The organism is Arthrobacter sp. TJ-270 (genome assembly GCF_058269075.1).
The window spans coordinates 140,187-157,943 of record NZ_JBZCNB010000007.1; the positions used below are offsets into that span (position 1 = coordinate 140,187).

Below are 17,757 nucleotides of genomic sequence, written 5' to 3' on the forward strand. Positions count from 1 at the left end.
CGGAAGCGCTGTGATGCACAGATGGCCTCTGCTGCACTGATTGGCTCATCTTGCGTTCCTGTCTGTCGTGCTGGTTCTAGTACGTTCCACGGCCCTGAGCTTGGCCGACGCGGCCCGTGGGTTGTCGGCAATCTCCTGATCGGTGGGAGCTTCGGTGCCCTTGGTGAGGGTCTTGAGATACGGCTTGTGCTCTTCGAGCTCCACCGGGAATCCGACCGGTGCAGATGATCGAGTTCCAGCCGTAAAGGCCGCTTTCACAATCTTGTCCTCGAGTGAGTGGTAGGACATCACGACCACTCTCCCGTGAACGCCGATCGCGTCGATTGCGGCCGGGATTGCGCGGGTAAGTACGGACAGTTCCTCGTTGACCTCGATACGGAGCGCCTGAAAAGTGCGCTTTGCCGGGTGTCCCCCCGTTCTGGCGGCACCAGCGGGGACTACCGAGCGAATCACGTCGACGAGTTCGCCGGTGGTAGTGAACGGTTTGTCCTGCCGCGCCGCGAAGACTGCTGACGCGATACGTCCTGCGAACTTCTCCTCGCCCCAGGTCCGGATAATCCGTCGGAGCTCGTCCTCGGAATAGGTGTTCACGACATCCGCGGCGCTCTGCCCCGTGCTGGTGTCCATCCTCATGTCGAGGGGCGCATCGTAGGAATATGCGAAGCCGCGCTCACGCTCATCAAGCTGCATAGAGGAAACGCCGAGGTCGAACAGCACGCCGTGCACCCGGTCGATGCCGAGGTCCTCGAGCACCGAGGGGATTTCGTCGTAGACGGCGTGCACAAGGTCTGTGCGGCTTTGATATGGAGCGAGTCGCTCGCCGGCGAGTCGCAGCGCCTGCCGGTCCCGGTCTATCCCAACGAGGTGCAGTCCACTGAACCGTTGCAGCAGCGCTTCGGAATGCCCGCCCATGCCCAGGGTGGCATCGACGACGACGGCATCCTCGCCGGCAGCTTCGACGGCGGGAGCGAGGAGGTTGATGCACCGACCCAGCAGAACGGGAACGTGCCGTTCCTGGGTGGGACGCTCCTCCCCCATACGCCCGCTCCTTCCTGCTGACTCGTTCAGGCTGCACCTGTGTGTGAACGTTGTGTTGGTTCTTCGATCAGATCCCCATCCGCACCTGGCCTCCGTCTGCCTGACTCCGGGGAAGGTGAGTCAGGTAGCCGTCCGCTGGGCGGCTGGAGGTCTCATCCAAGATCCTCCGGCAACTCAGTAACGCTGTGTTGTAGTTCGTGGCTGGCAATCACTGTCAGATGATTCCCGGCAATGCGTCCTCGTCAGTTTCGGAGAAGGCAGTTTCCTTCTCTTCGAGATAGTCATTCCAGGCGGTCGCGTCCCAGATCTCAGCGCGGCTTCCCGCTCCGATTACTGCGAGCTCCCGGTCCAGCCCCGCGTAGGTGCGCAGCGCCGGCGGAATGGTCACCCTTCCCTGCTTGTCCGGCACCTCATCTGAAGCGCCGGACAGGAAAACGCGAATGTAGTCCCGCGCCTGACGCGATGAGATTGGCGCCTCACGCATCTGCTCATGGACCTTCTCGAACTCCCGCTGACTAAAAACGTAGATGCAGCGCTCCTGCCCCCTGGTCAGAACCAAACCCTCACTCAGCTCGTCGCGGAACTTAGCGGGAAGGATCAACCGCCCCTTCTCATCCAGCCGTGGCGAGTGTGTTCCGAGGAACATCTGCCACCGCCTGTCCGTCCGGGAGGGCCAAGCGCAACCACCACGCTCTTATGTCCCCCACTTTACTCCACAATCCTCCCCCGTCAATGCACTACCGCCCCCGTCGCTCCCTTTTTCTCAGCCGGGAGTGGCTCACTGATGCGGAATGAGGAGCGTGGAGGGAAGTGGAGCGATATTCAACACTCCGGAACCGCCGGCAGCTCGACGAGCGCGAGGGCGCTCGTTAAATGTCACGGGGCCCGCCTTTCGGCGGGCCCCGTGGGAGAAAGTGGAGGAAGTTGGGGGCTAGGGTTGACCCCGTTTACGCTCGTCCCACTTTTCTTCGAGAGTGCTGAGGAAACCACCGCGCGGAGGACTGGACGCCTTGGTCGCTTTACCTGAACCCGGCGTCGATCCTTCAAGCTTTGTTTTGCTGGTGGCGTAGTACACACCGGCGCCCATGACGAGGAAGCCCAGAACTCCAAGAGGAATGAACTGGTTCCAGATTCCCAAAAGCAGTACCGCGAGACCCGCAATAGTTACGAGCGATCCGATCACAATGCGACGCGTGGACATTGAGCGGTTGCTGCTCGACGCCATAGAGTGTGCAAACTTGGGATCGTCGGCATGAAGTTGCTGTTCCAATTGATCAAGCAGTCGCTGCTCGTGCTCCGAGAGTGCCATCACTGCCTCCTTGCTACTGATACCGAATCCCGTAAATCCAACAACGAACTCAGCCGGGAACAAGTTCCCGGCTGCCGCCGCCGCGGATTCGCTGCAGCTTGCTGATTTGGGCGGGTCAACACATGGTCGAATCCCTACTAATAAGGATAGTTTGCATTGAGTCCGAGGGAAAGCCACAGTAAGGCAACGAAGCCGCCGCCACGCACACCAAATCACTCCTCCGCCGCGTGATCCGGCTGGTGTCCGTCCCTCGTGGCGGACGGGGGTTTCAGCAACCGGGCAGGCATGACCATTGACGCTCCAAATTTGACGTTCACCTGATCGAGGGCCTGCTCCGCCAGGCGCCAGTTGTCGTCCTGACGGTCGATCGTCAGTTGATGGGAACTGCCTGCCGCGCCCTCAAGCCGCTCCGCGCGGATTCCGATGAGGCGCACGCTGAGCGGGCGCTCTCCGACCGATTCGAGGAGCTGGCACGCCGCAGTGTACAGCGCATGGGCGCTGTCAGCCGGCTCCGGCAGACGGCGCGAGCGTGTCAGCGTGGAGAAGTCCGCGTAGCGAAGCTTCAGCGATACCCCAGCGGCGCGCAGTTGCCCTGACCGCAGTCGGAATGCCGTTCGGTGCGCGAGGCGTAGCAGCTCCGCGTGAAGTGTGTCGTCGTCAGCGATATCGGATGCGAAAGTCTCCTCGGCACCGATGCTCTTCTCCTGCCTGTTCACCGTGACCGGACGGGGGTCCTTTCCCCAGGCGAGCCGGTGGACGTGGGCTCCGCTTGCACCCAGTGTCCGCTGCAGCGCGGTCACGGGCGTACGGGCAACATCCTCAACGGTCCGTATACCCAACCGCGCGAGGACTTCCTGGGTCTTGGCACCCACTCCCCACAGTGCCGAAACGGGGAGCGTGTGCAGGTACTCGACAGTTCGTGCGGCCGGGATCAGTAACAGCCCGTCCGGTTTGGCGCGCGTAGAGGCGATCTTGGCCACGAATTTGGTGGAGGCAATACCCACGCTGGCCGTTATTCCGAGCTCTCGGTGAATTGTCGTTCGAATCAGCTCGCCGATAGCCCTGGGTGATCCAAGTCGGCGCAGAGACCCTGCGACGTCGAGGAACGCTTCATCCACGCTCAGCTGTTCTACCAGCGGGGTGATCGTGCCGAATATCTGCATGACCGAGGCTGACACCTCGGCATACCGGTCATGATGCGGTTCGAGGATCACTGCGTGGGGACAGAGCCGCATAGCGGTGGCCATGGGCATTGCGGACCGGACTCCAAACCGCCGTGCCTCGTAGGAGGCCGACAGTACAACCGATCGGCCCGACGGCGACCCGGCGATTACCGCTTTGCCGCGAAGGTCCGGCCGGGACAGCAACTCCACCGATACATAGAAGGCGTCCATGTCCACGTGAAGAATTGTGCAGTCCGCATCCTCGATACCCGCGAGGTCGGAACGGACGGACATGTTCCTCATTCTAGCGTCGGGCACCGTCAATACCGGCGGCCGGCCTGTAGAGCGTGACTCCGGAAGGGACCGGTTGCGAACGCCTAGACTGGGCCTATGACTGACGGTACCGCTGCTCCTTCCACCCACGTACAGGATGAGCAGGACCGCTTCCGTGAGTCCCTCTCAGAGGCTACCCGGAGCTTCCTTTCCGCTCAGCGCACCGTTCTAGAGAGCGTGTCCGCGGACAGCGCAGTGCTCGTTGATGCAGTAGAACGACTGGCAGCCGGGGGCAAAAAGATGCGCCCCCTGCTGTGCTATTGGGGCTGGCGGGGAGCGGGCGGAGCAGCGGACGATGCCGGCGTCGTGACTGCCGGCATGTCACTGGAGCTCTTCCAGGCCGCCGCTCTGATGCATGACGACATCATTGACCGCTCCGATCTCAGGCGCGGCGCCCCCAGCGTGCACAAACAGTTTGAGCGCCGCCATGACGAAGGCAGTTGGCATCTCGATGCGGAACGCTTCGGGGCAGGCGCAGCGATTCTGGCCGGTGACCTGTGCCTGTCACTCAGCGAAGAGGCATTTGCTTCCATTCCCGGGAGAGCGGAGAGGATCGGCAGCGCACGAGCCATCTTCAATCGGATGCGCACCGAAGTCATGGCCGGCCAGTATCTTGACCTGCTGGAAGAAGCGGTAGGGCCGGATCGCGCGCCCCGTGATGCTGCGCAGCGCGCGCTCAGCATTGTGCGGTTCAAGTCCGCCAAGTACTCCACTGAGCATCCACTGTGCATCGGCGGCGCGCTCGCCGGGGCCTCGCCGTCGATACTTGCCGGCTATTCATCCTTCGCGCTTCCCCTGGGAGAAGCTTTCCAACTGAGGGACGATCTACTGGGCGTCTACGGTGATCCGGCGCTCACGGGGAAGCCGGCCGGTGACGATCTACGGGAGGGCAAACGCACAGTTCTGATTGCGAAGGCTCTCGAGGTCGGAACTTCAAGCCAGAAAAGCAACCTGAATGAGGGGCTCGGTCGTGCCGGACTGAGCGAGGACGAAGTCCTGCACCTGCGAAGCATCATCGACGCAACGGGTGCGCGCGATGAAGTCGAAGACCTCATCGCGAAACGTGCCCGCGCAAGCTATGAAGCCCTGGAAACGCTCCCCCTGGATTCACACTGCAGGGACGCGCTCTCTTCCCTTGCCGATGCCGCGGTCACCCGGGTTGCCTGACGGAACAGCTACCACGCCATAGCCTGGGCCCGACGGCGGATCTCGGTCTTGCGCCCTTCCTTCAGCGCGTCAATGGGCCGGCCGGGAAGGGACTCGTCTTCAGTGAAGAGCCAGCGGATGATCTCTTCATCCGAAAAACCTGAGTCACCAAGGACAGCAACTGTTCCTTTGAGGCTTTCGAGAACGTGACCATCGGTGATGAATTCGGCGGGCACCGATCGGATCCCGCGATCGGTTACGCGCACCGACACCAGCGAACGCTCATTGATCAGCCCATGGACCTTGGTAATGGACAGATCGAGCGCTTCCGCGACGTCGGGAAGGGTGAGCCAATCGCCCACGAGATTCTCCAGTGTATTCACGCCTTAAGGGTGCCACGCCTACCGGCCCCAACTCCACTCAGCGGCTGTCCCAACCTACTCATCTTCGACACGCCAATACTGCGCAAATACTGAGCATTTCTGAACTGTATGGTAAGCGACTCATGGTGTAGATTCACATGAGTCACACAGGTAACACTAACAACTTGTGTATCAACTGCACCATGGGTCTCGGGGATAACGGCGGCATCTGCTGCGCTCCTTGCCCTGCCATGCGGGGAACGCCCGCCAACACAGATTGAGGACAGACAATGACCGCCCAGCGCCCGTCATCGCCGCTGAACGTGCCAGCCACCCGTATAGCCCCATTCAGGAACCGCGGAATAGGTATCGCGGTTTCTTCTGCCGCAATCCCCGCCGTCGTACTCTCTTCGGTTGCCCTGGCATCTCCCGCCGCCGCAGCTCCGGCCTCAAGCCACATCGCTTACCAGCCTATGAAGACCATCCCGGGTGCCGCTGCTTCAACCCCAACCGTCATCCCCGCCGCCCTGGTTGCGACCCAGGTGCCCCGCGTTGTGCCCATGCAGAGCTCCCCCGCAACATATGTTGTCCGTGCAGGTGACACCATCAGCGGCATCGCCGCACGCCACGGGCTGGCCATGCAGGCGGTCCTGAAAGCGAATGGTCTGAAGGCAAGTACGGTCATTTACCCCGGCCAGAAGATCAAGCTCTCCGGTTCCGCGTCCGTCCCGGCGCCGGCCAAGCAGGCCGCTCCCGCGAAGCAGAAACCGTCCGCCACGTACACGGTGAAGTCCGGCGACACGCTCGGCGCGATCGCAGCCCGCCATGGAATCAGCCTCTCAGCAGTGCTGAAGGCCAACGGACTATCGATGACTTCCGTCATCCATCCCGGCCAGAAGATCAAGCTCTCGGGTTCCTCGGCAGCACCGGCCCCGAAGGCCGCAGCTCCCAAGCCCGCAGCACCCAAACCATCCACCTCGTCCTCCGCGGCCGCGTATGTCGTCAAGCCCGGCGACACCCTGGGCGCAATCGCTGCGCGCCACAAGGTAAGTCTTGGGTCCATCCTCTCGGCGAACGGGCTCTCGATGACCTCGGTCATCTACCCTGGCCAGAAGCTCAAGCTGAGCGGCGGCTCAAGTACAGCCGTCCAAAAGCCCGCAGCGCCGAAGCCGTCCACACCGTCGGTCGGCGGCACGTACACCATCAAGGCCGGCGACACCCTCGGCGCAATCGCGGCCAGGCACGGCGTCAGCCTCAATGCGCTGCTTTCCGCCAACAAACTCACCGCAAGCACGATCATCCATCCCGGCAAGAAGCTCACCATTCCCGGCGGGTCAAAGGCGACGTCGGAGAAGAAGCCCGCTGACCTCGTCCCATCGACCTTCCTCCACTACACCTACCCGGACGCATTGGTGGCAGAAGCCAACAAGAACAAGCACACCCTGAACAGCCTGCCGGCACCCTCGCAGGCGCAGATGAAGGCGATCGTCGCGGACACTGCGCGCAGGATGGGAGTTGACCCAAGCCTGGCGCTCGCGTTCTCCTACCAGGAGTCGGGATTCAACCAGCGGGCGGTCTCGCCTGCCAATGCGATCGGAGCCATGCAGGTCATTCCAATGTCCGGTCAGTGGGCCTCCGAGCTCGTGGGCCGGAAACTGAACCTGCTTGACCCCTATGACAATGCAACAGCAGGGGTCGCGATCATCAAGGCGCTCATCCAGTCGAGCCCCAACCTGGACACCGCCATCGCGTCCTACTACCAGGGTCAGTACTCGGTGAAGACGCACGGCATGTTCGCTGATACCAAGAACTACGTGGCAGCTATCAAAGCCCACCAGAAGAACTTCCGTTAAACACACAATTCCTGCTGCGCCCGAACAGCGGCCGATGCCCCACCAACCTGTGTTGGTGCGGGGGTCGGTCGCTGTTTCACTTAGTATCGAAGGGTGCGCGAGCGGCCGAAAGACTCACTGGTGGACACCGTCGTGGACGGGCGTTACCACGTTCGTTCGCGGCTGGCGCGCGGCGGCATGTCGACCGTCTATCTGGCAACCGATCAGCGCCTCGAGCGGGATGTGGCGCTCAAGGTGCTCTACCCGCACCTTGCTGAGGACCAGCACTTCCTGGAACGGTTCGAGCGGGAGGCCAAGTCCGCAGCAAGGCTCTCCCACCCCCATGTCGTAGGAGTGTTGGATCAGGGCATCGAGGACGGACCCGACCACGGAGTCGCCTACCTGGTCATGGAGTATGTACCGGGCAGGACACTCCGGGATCTCCTGGGGGAACGCGGGCGCCTGACACCGCGTCAGGCACTCGCCATGCTTGATCCGGTGATTGAGGGATTGGGTGCGGCGCATGACGCGGGGCTTATCCACCGGGACGTAAAGCCTGAAAATGTGCTGCTCGCCGAACGAGGCGGTATCAAGATTGCCGATTTCGGGCTCGCGCGCGCAATCTCCGCGGGTACCAACACCGGCACGCTGGTGGGTACGGCCGCGTATCTGCCCCCTGAACTGGTGACGGGTAATGCGGCGGACGCCCGCAGCGATATCTACTCGGTCGGCATCATGCTGTTCGAGCTCCTCACGGGTAAGCAGCCGTACCACGGCGACGCTCCCATACAGATTGCGTTCCAGCACGTGAACTCCCGGGTTCCGGCGCCCTCCACCCTCGTACCGGGATTGGCGGAAGATCTCGATGAACTGGTGCTCTGGTGCACCGCCGTCGATCCGGAGGAACGCCCCATCGATGGGAACGCCCTTCTCGGTGAGGTGCGCCATATCCGGACAACGCTGAGTGACGCCGAACTCGACTTCGGCAGTGAACACCAGCTCGCCCCGACTGCCCGCAATACACCGTCAGACTTATCCGACGACGACGGCGGCCACACAGAAGTGATTGCCGTCCCCTTCCCTGACACTGAGGCGGTGGGATCGCACCCGCACCCAACCGAGGTCATCGGTGACCATGGCTCCCCCACAACCGCGGTCGGCATCGGCTCCAATCCCACCGCAGTTCTTCGCTCCACCCCGGTTGCCGGATCCATGCCCGAGCGGCAAATGGACGCCGCCGCACGCGAGAAGCTTGCGGCCCGGGATTTCAAGACCTACCGGAAAGAGCAGGCAAAGGCTGCCCAGCGGCCGGAGAAGTCTCTGCGGTCAGGCAGCGGGCGCCGCCGGAATGCTCTCCTCATCATCCTTCTGTCCCTTCTTGCGCTTCTGGCCGCTGCAGCCGGCTGGTTCTTCGGTGTCGGACCCGGTGCGCTCGTGGCCGTTCCGGATGTCTCCAGCAGATCGGTGAGTTCGGCGGAAGCACTGCTCACGGAGGTCGGACTGGCGTCGAGCGCAGAGCAGGTTCACTCCGATACCGTCGCAGAGGGACTTGTCATCGCCAGTGACCCGGACGCCTCCACTCCCGTTCGGCCGTGGGAGGAGATACAATTGCTCGTTTCCCTGGGTCCTGAACTTTCCCCGGTGCCCGCGGTTGCCGGGCTTGCCGAGGCAACAGCGGCCGCCACCCTCGTTGCGGCCGGTTTCGACGTGGAAGAGGTGACGCGCCAGTTCAGCGACTCTGTCGCCGAAGGCGAAGTCATCGCGACTGCGCCTGCGGCGGGTGAACCGGTCGCAGCAGGGACACCCGTGGTTTTGGTGGTTTCACAGGGTCCTGAGCCGGTCGCTGTGCCCTCGGTCGTAGGACTTCCCGAGGATGAAGCTGTCAGCGCTGTGGAGCGTGCCGGGCTCGCAGCCGTTACGGCTCCCGAGCCGGTCAATGACGTCGAGGTGCCAGCCGGGTCCGTCCTCGCGCAGAGCCCTGCGGACGGGCAACTGCGGCCCGGCGGGGCGGTCACGCTGACACTGTCCGCCGGACCCCGCATCCTTCCGGTACCGGACGTATTCTCCGATCCGGAAACAGAGGCCATCGCCGAGCTGGAAGCGGCCGGATTCACTGTTGAAGTGGACTACGCATTCGGGCGTCCGGTGCTGGGACTGGTCGCCGGACAGGACCTGACAGGCGAACATCCCGAGGGGTCAACGGTCACCATCACGGTGACCTGAAAGTCACCGAAGGCGGCCGGTTCGTCCGCCTTCGGTGGGTGTCACGGTCAGCGCCGCGACAGCGCGCCTGCCACGAGGAAGGCCATCTCCAGGGACTGCATGTGGTTCAGACGGGGGTCACATACTGACTCATACCGGTCGAGGAAGGCTTCCTGATCGATCGGGTCTGCTCCGCCGAGACACTCGGCGACGTCGTCACCGGTCATTTCGACGTGAAGCCCACCGGGGAACGTGCCCAGCTCATTGTGCACCTCGAAGAATCCGCGCACTTCGTCCATGACGTCGTCGAAATTGCGGGTCTTGTACCCGTTCGGGGAAGTGACGGTGTTTCCGTGCATCGGGTCGGTCACCCAGAGGACCTGCGCACCGGAGTCGGTCACCCGCGATACGAGGTTTGGCAGCTTCTCACGGATGTTCTTGGCACCCATGCGCGTGATGAACGTCAGGCGCCCCGGCTCCCGGTTGGGATCGAGCTTGTCGATCAGGGCCAGCGCATCATCCGGTGAGGTGCCCGGACCGAGCTTGACGCCGATGGGGTTCCGGAGGCGTGAAAGAAAATCGATGTGGGCGCCATCGATGTCACGGGTACGCTCGCCGATCCACAGGAAGTGGGCGGAGGTGTCATAAGGCAGGCCCGTCCGTGAGTCAGTGCGCGTCAGCGCACGCTCGTACTCGAGCAGCAGCGCCTCATGGCTGGCGAAGAACTCGACGCGCGTCAGGGCGTCGAAGTCGGCTCCGCACGCTTCCATGAAACGGACAGCGCGGTCGATCTCGCGTGCAAGCGATTCGTAGCGCGAGTGGGCCGGGTTGGCCGTGAAACCCTTGTTCCAGTGATGAACGAGGCGCAGATCCGCGAAGCCGCCCTGGGTGAACGCCCGGATGAGGTTCAGCGTGGATGCGGAGGTGTGATAGGCGCGCACCATCCGGGATGCGTCGTGTCCACGGCTCTCCGGAGTGAATTCATATCCGTTCACCATGTCACCGCGGTAGGCGGGCAGCGTCACGCCTTCACGGGTTTCGTCATTCGATGAACGCGGCTTGGCGAACTGGCCGGCCATGCGGCCCATCTTGATCACGGGAAGGGAAGCACCGTAGGTGAGCACTACCGCCATCTGCAGGATGGTCTTCACGCGGGCGCTGATCTTGTCAGCAGTGGCGCCGTCGAACGTTTCCGCGCAGTCGCCTCCCTGGAGGAGGAATGCTTTGCCCTGCGCAGCGGCAGCAAGCCTTTCGCGGAGCACATCCACCTCGCCCGCGAATACCAACGGCGGGAGCATCGAAAGCTCCGCCATGGCAGACCGATGCACCGCGGCATCCTGCCAGCTGGGCTGCTGCGAGATTGCCAACTCCCGCCAATTGTCCAGCCCCTGTTCGGGTACTGCTGAATGGGGAGCGGAGGTCAAGGTTGTTTCGGTCACTACTTAAGCGTAATGGCTCCACAGGACGACGACGGACCCTGCTGTCATTCAGCGGCCCGTTGCGTCACACAGCACGGCTGCTGGGATCGCCGTCACGCTTTACCCTGGTCTTTTTAGGATGGGCACGAGAATGTCCATCGTCGTCGGCTTCGGCCGGCTCACGCCCGACCGTGCGGACTTCGCCCGGCAAGGGACTGTCAACGCTTGGGGGCAGGGAGGTGTCCGACGACGGCGGCACAGCGTTCGCCGGCCTGGAGCCTTCCAGCCGAACGGCAGCCTGACGCGTCGGATCAGCGGGCCGCTCGGTCTTATTCCCGGTCTTCTTGCCCGCCGTCTTGGCACCGGCCAGACGTTCCTTGACGCTGCTGGCATAGACATCAACGTACTCCTGGCCGGAGAGCCTCATCAGCGCGTACATGATCTCGTCGGTAACGGAACGCTGGACGAAGCGGTCGTCGGCCATTCCGGCGTAGCGACTGAAATCCATCGGTTCACCGACGATGATGCCCACGCGTCGGATATTCGGGATCCGCCGGCCGATGGGCTGCACCTTGTCGGTGCCGATCATGGCTACCGGTATGACCGGCACTCCGGTTGCGAGAATCAGTTTTGCCACGCCGGTTTTGCCGCGGTACAGCCGGCCGTCCGGGCTTCGCGTCCCCTCGGGGTAGATGCCCAGCACACCACCGGAGTTCAGCACCGCTTCACCCGCGGAGAGCGAGGTCGCCGATGCTGCACCGCCGGAGCGGTCCATCGGCAACTGGTTGGAGAGCCTGAAGAATGTTGCGGTCAGTTTTCCCTTCAGGCCCTTACCGGTGAAGTACTCCGATTTGGCAAGGAAAACCACGGGACGCGGCACCGCGAGGGGGAGGAATATGGAATCCGAGAAGGACAGGTGGTTGCTCACGATCACAGCTGCACCCGTTGCCGGAATGTTGTCCAGGCCCTTGACCCACGGCCTGAACAAGAGATTCACAAGGGGACCGATAAAGATCCGCTTCATGATCCAGTAGAACACTCTGCCAGCCTTCCTGCGTGGATGTTCCGATTATCTGGAAACAGGCAAATACCATGCGTTCCGCTAACGGGCTTCTTGGAACACTACTCTAAGGGCGGACGGTGTGCGGGATCTCACTGGCAGTGTGCCGACCGCGGTGACACCATTGAAACTATGACGGCTGATCCCGCTCTTGCAGCGTTCTCCTCCAACGGTTCGGGCAGCCGCGCACGGGTTGGCGTGGTTCTCAGTCATGGCTTCACCGGCTCGCCTGCGAGCATGATCGAATGGGCGCGGTACCTTGCGGACCAGGGCTTCGCGGTGCGGCTGCCCTTGCTTGCAGGTCACGGCACCACGTGGCAGGAGCTCGCCAGAACGCCGTGGCAGCACTGGTACAAGGGAGTCGAAGCTGCTTACCAGGAGCTCGCGGTTGAGACAGACTCGGTTGTAGTGGCGGGGTTGTCGATGGGCGGTGCGCTTGCTCTTCGGCTGGCGGCGCTCGAACCGGTGGCCGGCGTCGTCCTCGTCAATCCCGGCCTCACCATGGCCGATCCGCGCGCACGCTATGTGGGCGTATTGAAGTATCTGCTCAAATCCGTCCCGGCGATCGGCAACGACATCCGCAAGGAAGGCGTGGACGAGCGGGCCTATGCCCGCACGCCGGTTGCGTCCGTTCATCAGCTTGTGCGGCTCTTCCGTGACACCACCGACCGTCTCCCCGAAGTCACGGCGCCCACGCTGGTGTTCCGGTCAAATACCGACCGGATTGTCCCGGAGAGCAGCCTCGAAGTTCTGCAGCGGCGCATAGGGAGTGCAGACTTGGAGATAATACGGTTGGAGAACAGTTATCACGTGGCCACCATGGACCACGACCAGGAGCTCATCTTCGAGCGCTCCGCAGCATTCATCGAGCATGTGACGGCAGGAACTACCGCATGAGTCCCCGAGCACAGGACCCCAACGAGTCCACTGACGACGCCGTTTGGCAGGACCTCGTCGCACGTCTGGAGGAAACGCCCAGCAGCGAACTGCCCGAGCGGCAGTCATCCGACCCTGCATCCTCGGACGAGGAACGTGTGCGGGCGATCTTCGAGGGCCAACCGGCACAGGTTCCCGCCGGCCCACGGGATTACTCCGCACCCGAGGAGGACGATGACGGCTCCTACCAGCCCCCCGAGCCTCCCCCGCTGGGGGTGGGTGATCCCCTCGTGGTGCTTGCCTGGCTGGGCGCGGTGGGCGGTCCCGTTACGCTGCTGCTGATCGCGATGTTCTGGCGGTCGGCGTCCACCACGGTGATGCTGGGCATCGTCGCCATCTTCATTGCGAGCGTGACCTTCCTGATTTTCCGTCTCCCGAAGACACGCGATTACGACGACGACGGCGCGGAAGTCTGACTACCTGCCGGCGGCTCAGCGCCGTTCGCTGAAGCGGCTTGACGACAGGGTGCCGTACGGCCTGCCCAATAGCGGTCGATACCGGATGCGGGATAGGTCCGCAGCGCCGACGAGCCCTGCGTCCGGGCCCAGGGCAGCCGAGGTGATTTTCGCCGCGGGTCGGAAGCCGCGCCCGGTCAGGTTCCGTTCAAAGGCACGCCGCGCCGGGTCGATCAGGAGTTGTCCGGCCGCCCCGAGTCCGCCACCAATGACGAAGGTCCCGGGGTCCAGTGCGGCTCCAAGGTTCGCGAGGCCGAGTCCGAGCCACTGCCCGACGTCGTCAATCAGTTCCCGGCACACCGGGTCGCCCTCAAGAGCCAGCCGGGTGACCACCGCGCCGGTGATGGCGTCAACGTCGCCGCCCACTTCGTGCAGCAGGGTCTGTGCAACCGGCGAGTTCGCTGTGGCCAACTCCCGGGCTTCACGTCCGAGCGCGTTGCCTGAGGCGTACTGCTCCCAGCATCCGCGGTTGCCGCACTCGCAACGATGCCCGTTGGGGACGATGATCTGGTGACCGAATTCCCCTGCCACGCCATGGCGTCCGCGTTCGAGCACGCCGTCCATGATCATGGCGCCACCTATTCCGGTGCCCAGCGTGATGAGCACGAGCCGCGGCTCGCCGCGGCCTGCGCCGAAACGCCATTCAGCCCAGGCAGCGGCGTCGGCATCGTTGAGTACGGTAACGCGCCGGCGCAGGGCTTGCTCGAGGTTGGCCCTCAGGGGTTCGTTGCGCCACGCGAGGTGAGGGCTGAACAGCACGGTCCCATTGTCCAGGTCCATCCATCCAGCCGCACCGATTCCCACCGAACGGATACGGCGACCGCGCCCGAGCTCGCGCACGAGGTCAACGATGACCGATTCCACTGCGCGCGCATTCTGGCCGGGTGTCTCCCGCCGGGCCGAGGCGACGATCGTACCGTCGGGGTCGACGACGCCGGCCGCCACCTTCGTTCCGCCGATATCTATGCCGATCGCGAGGCCACGTGCACGAAGGGGCCGGGCAGCGTATCGGGAGCTCGCCGCTTGCGGCGCGCGGAGTGGCCGACGGTTCCCGGCGCCGCGGCGGAATCCGCCCGCTGTGGCGCCCTCATCTGGTTCCATCTGCATGGATGCCGGCCTCCCGCCGTCGTTCTGGGACTGTGCCGCGCCGAATGCAACGGTTCACCGTTACCGTTTCGTACATTACTGGAGAGTAAGAGCGACCGGAAAAGCTATAGGCTAGAAAAATCTCGCAGGATGTGACGAATATCAAAGGAGATTCCCGTGCGCGAAATCAGCGTTCCGGTCAAAGTGCAGGTCCCTCGGGACAGTAACACCACTCATCTGGTGGTGAAGCAGGCCGAGAAAGCCAGTAATCCTGCCCTGTTTGCCACCAAGGATGCCTCCGGGCAATGGTCCGATATCCGCGCCACGGAATTCCTTTCCGATGTTCGCGCAATCGCCAAAGGTCTGATGGCGAACGGTGTGGGACCTGGCGATCGAGTGGCCATCATGGCGCGCACCCGGTACGAGTGGGCGCTGGTGGATTTCGCCATCTGGTTCGCGGGCGCCGTGTCCGTGCCTGTGTATGAAACTTCCTCTCCGTCGCAGGTTGCCTGGATCCTCGGTGACTCGGGCGCCCTCGCCGCCTTCGTTGAATCCGGCCGGCACGAGAACGTCGTCCGCCAGGCGGTCGCTTCCGAGAACCTGGATGCCTTCCGGGAGGTCTGGCAGTTCGACGGCGGCGGGTTGGACACTCTTCGGGCAGCAGGAACCGGCATCGACGATGCAGCGCTTGAGGAGCGCCGCCTGATCGCGGACCTGGACGATATCGCGACCATCATCTACACCTCGGGGACCACCGGAAAGCCGAAGGGTTGCGAACTTACGCACGGCAACTTTGTGGAACTGTCCGAAAACGCCGCCGCGTCGCTGCCCGAGGTCGCCCACGAGGGCGCGCAGACCATCATGTTCCTCCCCCTGGCTCACGTCTTCGCCCGGTTCATCTCCGTACTGTGCGTCGCAGCAGGCGCCACGGTTGCGCACACGCCTGACGTGAAGAACCTGCTCCCCGACCTGCAGAGCTACAAGCCGAGCTTCATCCTGGCCGTCCCGCGCGTGTTCGAGAAGGTCTACAACAACTCGATGCTCAAGGCCGAGGACAGCGGCAAGGGCAAGATCTTCCACGCCGCTGCCGACGTTGCGATCGCCTGGTCCAAGGCGGACCAGGCCGGCAAGGTAGGTCTCGGACTGAAGATCAAGCACGCCGTCTTCGACAAGCTGCTCTACGGCAAGATCAGAACCGCGATGGGCGGCAGGGTGCAGCACGCCGTGTCCGGTGGTGCACCGCTGGGCGACCGCCTGGGCCACTTCTTCCACGGCATTGGCCTGATGGTGCTCGAGGGCTACGGACTGACCGAGACCACCGCTCCGATTTCGGTGAACACACCGCAGAAGATCAAGATCGGCAGCGTCGGCGCTCCCTTGCCCGGCAATGCGGTCAAGATCGCGGACGACGGCGAAATTCTCGCCAAGGGAGTCTCGGTTCTGAAGGGCTACTTCAAGCGGCCCGACCTCACGGAGGAAGCCTTCACCGACGGTTGGTTCCACACCGGCGACATCGGGCAGCTCGATGAGGACGGTTTCCTGAGCATCACCGGCCGCAAGAAGGAAATCATTGTGACCGCCGGCGGGAAAAACGTCATCCCGGCACAGCTTGAGGACACAATCCGTGCCAACGCGCTCGTGTCCCAGTGCGTTGTAGTCGGAGACCAGCGGCCATACATCTCAGCGCTGATCACCCTCGATGAGGAAGCTCTGCCCGGGTGGCTCGAGCGGCACGACCTTCCGGCTGAAACCACCATGGCTGAAGCGGCCCGTCACCCCGCGGTCGAGGCGGAAATTCAGGCTCTCGTGGATTCCGCCAACGAGTCGGTTTCGCAAGCGGAAGCCATCAAGGTCTTCCGTGTCGTTGAGCAGGACTTCACCGAGGCGAGCGGCCACCTCACGCCCTCGATGAAGATCAAGCGCGCGCAGGTGCTCAAGGACTACTCCTCGGTGGTCGATGAGATCTACTCGCAGCCCCGCACGCAGCCGGCGGGATAACCAACCTCAGGTGGAGGGCGCCCGCAGCGAAAGCAGGGCGTTCTCCACCACCTCGCTCAGCGCCGGGTGTATCCAGTACTGGCCCCGGGCCATGGTGAACGCATCCAGGCCGAAGTGCATCGCCTGGATAATCGGCTGGATGAGGTTCGAGGCTTCATGGCCCATGATGTGCGCTCCGAGGATGATGCCTGTGTCCTCCTCAGCAATGACCTTCACAATCCCGGTCGCGTCCTCCATTGCCCAGCCATACGCCGTTGATCCGTACTGCTGAACTGCAACCGCAAGGCGCGATCCGGTCTTTTCCGCCCGTTTCAGTGCCTGTTCCTCAGTGAGACCGACCGTTGCGATCTGCGGGTGGGTGAACACGGCTGCCGGGACATACCGGTGGTCGCTGGCGTGCAGGGCGTCCGGGTGGAGCAGGTTGTGGGAGACCACACGGGCCTCATGGTTCGCTACGTGCTTGAGCTGGAAAGGGCTCGAGATGTCTCCGAGCGCCCACACACCAGGAACGGGCTCGCCCCGTCGCAGCACCCGCTGGAAGGCATCAACCGCGATCCGACCGTCACCGGTCCGATCGAAACAGACGTCCGAAGCGCCCACCCGGTCGCTGTTCGGTGTACGTCCGGTCGCTACCAGTACGACGTCGGCCTCCACCGCCACTTCCGTGCCATCCGGATCGGTCAGCAGAGCCGTCACCGACCCGTCGGCATTACTGTGCACCCGACTCACCTGGTGCCTGGTCAGGACATTCCACTGCAACCGTGCACGGTCTGTGAAACGTTCGGAGAGGGTGTCGTCGAGGGAACGCAGCATGCGGCCGGACCGGACGGCGAGGGTCACCTCGGTACCGAGGGAGGAGAAGATGTGCGCGAACTCGGCAGCGATGTATCCGCCGCCGATGATGAGCATGCGCGCAGGCTGTTCGGCCAGCCTCATGACGGTGTCGGAGGTGTGGACCTGCGGGAGGTCAAGCCCCGGAATTCCCGGTACAACCGGGCGGGAGCCGGCTGATATGACCACCTGATCGGCCGTGATCACCGCACCGGAACCGGTGACCAGAGTGCGCTCACCGGTGAAACGGACTTCCTCCTCGAAGAGGTCCACGTGGTCCAGTTCGTCCGCCCTGTACACCCGACCAGCCTCGGAGATGCTGTCGATGCGGGTGAATATCCGGTCCCGCAGGTCTGTCCAGCGTGTTGCGGTGTGCCGGAGGTCGACGCCAAGCCGGCCGGCCTCGTCGGCGGCGCGCGCAAGGTCCGCCGGGTAGACGAGCATCTTGGTGGGGATGCATCCCACGTTCAGGCAGGTTCCCCCGAAGGTTCCGCCTTCAATGACCGCTATCATCTTGTTGTCCCACTCAGGCGTGATGATCGTGTTTCCGGAGCCGGAACCGATGATCGCCAGATCGTAGTGAACCAC

Annotated in this window: 15 protein-coding genes; 6 read left to right on the forward strand and 9 right to left on the reverse strand. The window is 63.3% G+C overall.

The features are described from left to right. Positions 1-45 precede the first annotated feature (45 nt). The 4 genes from rsmH to dinB all read right to left on the reverse strand — a co-directional run bounded on the left by rsmH (position 46) and on the right by dinB (position 3,804). Positions 46-1,038 (reverse strand): 16S rRNA (cytosine(1402)-N(4))-methyltransferase RsmH, encoded by a 993-nt coding sequence (gene rsmH / locus AC4D2M_RS13585; protein ID WP_490892422.1) that lies wholly within the window; start codon positions 1,036-1,038, stop codon positions 46-48. A gap of 214 nt (positions 1,039-1,252) precedes the next feature. Continuing rightward, positions 1,253-1,684 carry a division/cell wall cluster transcriptional repressor MraZ gene (gene mraZ, locus AC4D2M_RS13590; protein WP_490892423.1) on the reverse strand — a complete coding sequence of 144 codons (432 nt, stop codon included), beginning with the start codon at positions 1,682-1,684 and terminating at the stop codon, positions 1,253-1,255. A gap of 285 nt (positions 1,685-1,969) precedes the next feature. Then, complete coding sequence (locus AC4D2M_RS13595; RefSeq protein ID WP_490892424.1) at positions 1,970-2,347, reverse strand: SCO2097 family morphological protein; 378 nt, start codon at positions 2,345-2,347, stop codon at positions 1,970-1,972. 212 nt (positions 2,348-2,559) lie between these two features. Next, complete coding sequence (dinB, locus tag AC4D2M_RS13600; protein WP_490892425.1) at positions 2,560-3,804, reverse strand: DNA polymerase IV; 1,245 nt, start codon at positions 3,802-3,804, stop codon at positions 2,560-2,562. Positions 3,805-3,900: 96 nt separating this feature from the next. On the opposite strand from dinB, the gene AC4D2M_RS13605 reads away from it, so the two are divergent. Beyond that, on the forward strand, positions 3,901-5,010 hold the full coding sequence (locus AC4D2M_RS13605; RefSeq protein WP_490892426.1) for a polyprenyl synthetase family protein: 1,110 nt from the start codon (positions 3,901-3,903) through the stop codon (positions 5,008-5,010). Positions 5,011-5,018: 8 nt separating this feature from the next. Here the strand turns inward: AC4D2M_RS13605 and AC4D2M_RS13610 are convergent, their stop codons facing one another. Beyond that, positions 5,019-5,372, reverse strand: coding sequence for an Rv2175c family DNA-binding protein (locus AC4D2M_RS13610; protein ID WP_490892427.1), 354 nt, complete (start codon positions 5,370-5,372; stop codon positions 5,019-5,021). A gap of 269 nt (positions 5,373-5,641) precedes the next feature. Here AC4D2M_RS13610 and AC4D2M_RS13615 point away from each other — a divergent pair, with 269 nt between their 5' ends. Both AC4D2M_RS13615 and AC4D2M_RS13620 read left to right on the forward strand, forming a co-directional pair. After that, the gene (locus AC4D2M_RS13615) at positions 5,642-7,204 is read left to right on the forward strand and encodes a LysM peptidoglycan-binding domain-containing protein (RefSeq protein WP_490892428.1); all 1,563 of its coding nucleotides are present in this window, start codon (positions 5,642-5,644) and stop codon (positions 7,202-7,204) included. 93 nt (positions 7,205-7,297) lie between these two features. Next, positions 7,298-9,406 (forward strand): Stk1 family PASTA domain-containing Ser/Thr kinase, encoded by a 2,109-nt coding sequence (locus AC4D2M_RS13620; RefSeq protein ID WP_490892429.1) that lies wholly within the window; start codon positions 7,298-7,300, stop codon positions 9,404-9,406. A 47-nt stretch (positions 9,407-9,453) separates the two neighbouring features. Here AC4D2M_RS13620 and AC4D2M_RS13625 read toward each other — a convergent pair whose 3' ends face one another. Both AC4D2M_RS13625 and AC4D2M_RS13630 read right to left on the reverse strand, forming a co-directional pair. Then, positions 9,454-10,824, reverse strand: a complete 1,371-nt coding sequence (locus tag AC4D2M_RS13625) for a class II 3-deoxy-7-phosphoheptulonate synthase (protein WP_490892430.1) — start codon at positions 10,822-10,824, stop codon at positions 9,454-9,456. A gap of 64 nt (positions 10,825-10,888) precedes the next feature. Beyond that, the gene (locus tag AC4D2M_RS13630) at positions 10,889-11,827 is read right to left on the reverse strand and encodes a lysophospholipid acyltransferase family protein (protein WP_490892431.1); all 939 of its coding nucleotides are present in this window, start codon (positions 11,825-11,827) and stop codon (positions 10,889-10,891) included. A gap of 168 nt (positions 11,828-11,995) precedes the next feature. Between AC4D2M_RS13630 and AC4D2M_RS13635 the strand changes: the two genes are divergently transcribed. Together AC4D2M_RS13635 and AC4D2M_RS13640 are read left to right on the forward strand one after the other, a co-directional pair. Next, entirely contained in the window at positions 11,996-12,760 is a 765-nt protein-coding gene (locus AC4D2M_RS13635; RefSeq protein ID WP_490892432.1) for an alpha/beta hydrolase, read from the forward strand. Further along, the gene (locus AC4D2M_RS13640; RefSeq protein ID WP_490892433.1) at positions 12,757-13,215 is read left to right on the forward strand and encodes a hypothetical protein; all 459 of its coding nucleotides are present in this window, start codon (positions 12,757-12,759) and stop codon (positions 13,213-13,215) included. The genes AC4D2M_RS13635 and AC4D2M_RS13640 overlap by 4 nt, the downstream gene beginning before the upstream one ends. Positions 13,216-13,230: 15 nt before the next feature. Here AC4D2M_RS13640 and AC4D2M_RS13645 read toward each other — a convergent pair whose 3' ends face one another. Then, positions 13,231-14,361, reverse strand: coding sequence for an ROK family glucokinase (locus AC4D2M_RS13645; protein ID WP_490892434.1), 1,131 nt, complete (start codon positions 14,359-14,361; stop codon positions 13,231-13,233). Positions 14,362-14,517: 156 nt separating this feature from the next. Here AC4D2M_RS13645 and AC4D2M_RS13650 point away from each other — a divergent pair, with 156 nt between their 5' ends. Next, complete coding sequence (locus tag AC4D2M_RS13650; protein WP_490892435.1) at positions 14,518-16,338, forward strand: AMP-dependent synthetase/ligase; 1,821 nt, start codon at positions 14,518-14,520, stop codon at positions 16,336-16,338. 6 nt (positions 16,339-16,344) lie between these two features. Here AC4D2M_RS13650 and AC4D2M_RS13655 read toward each other — a convergent pair whose 3' ends face one another. Continuing rightward, on the reverse strand, positions 16,345-17,757 hold the full coding sequence (locus tag AC4D2M_RS13655) for a mycothione reductase (RefSeq protein ID WP_490892436.1): 1,413 nt from the start codon (positions 17,755-17,757) through the stop codon (positions 16,345-16,347).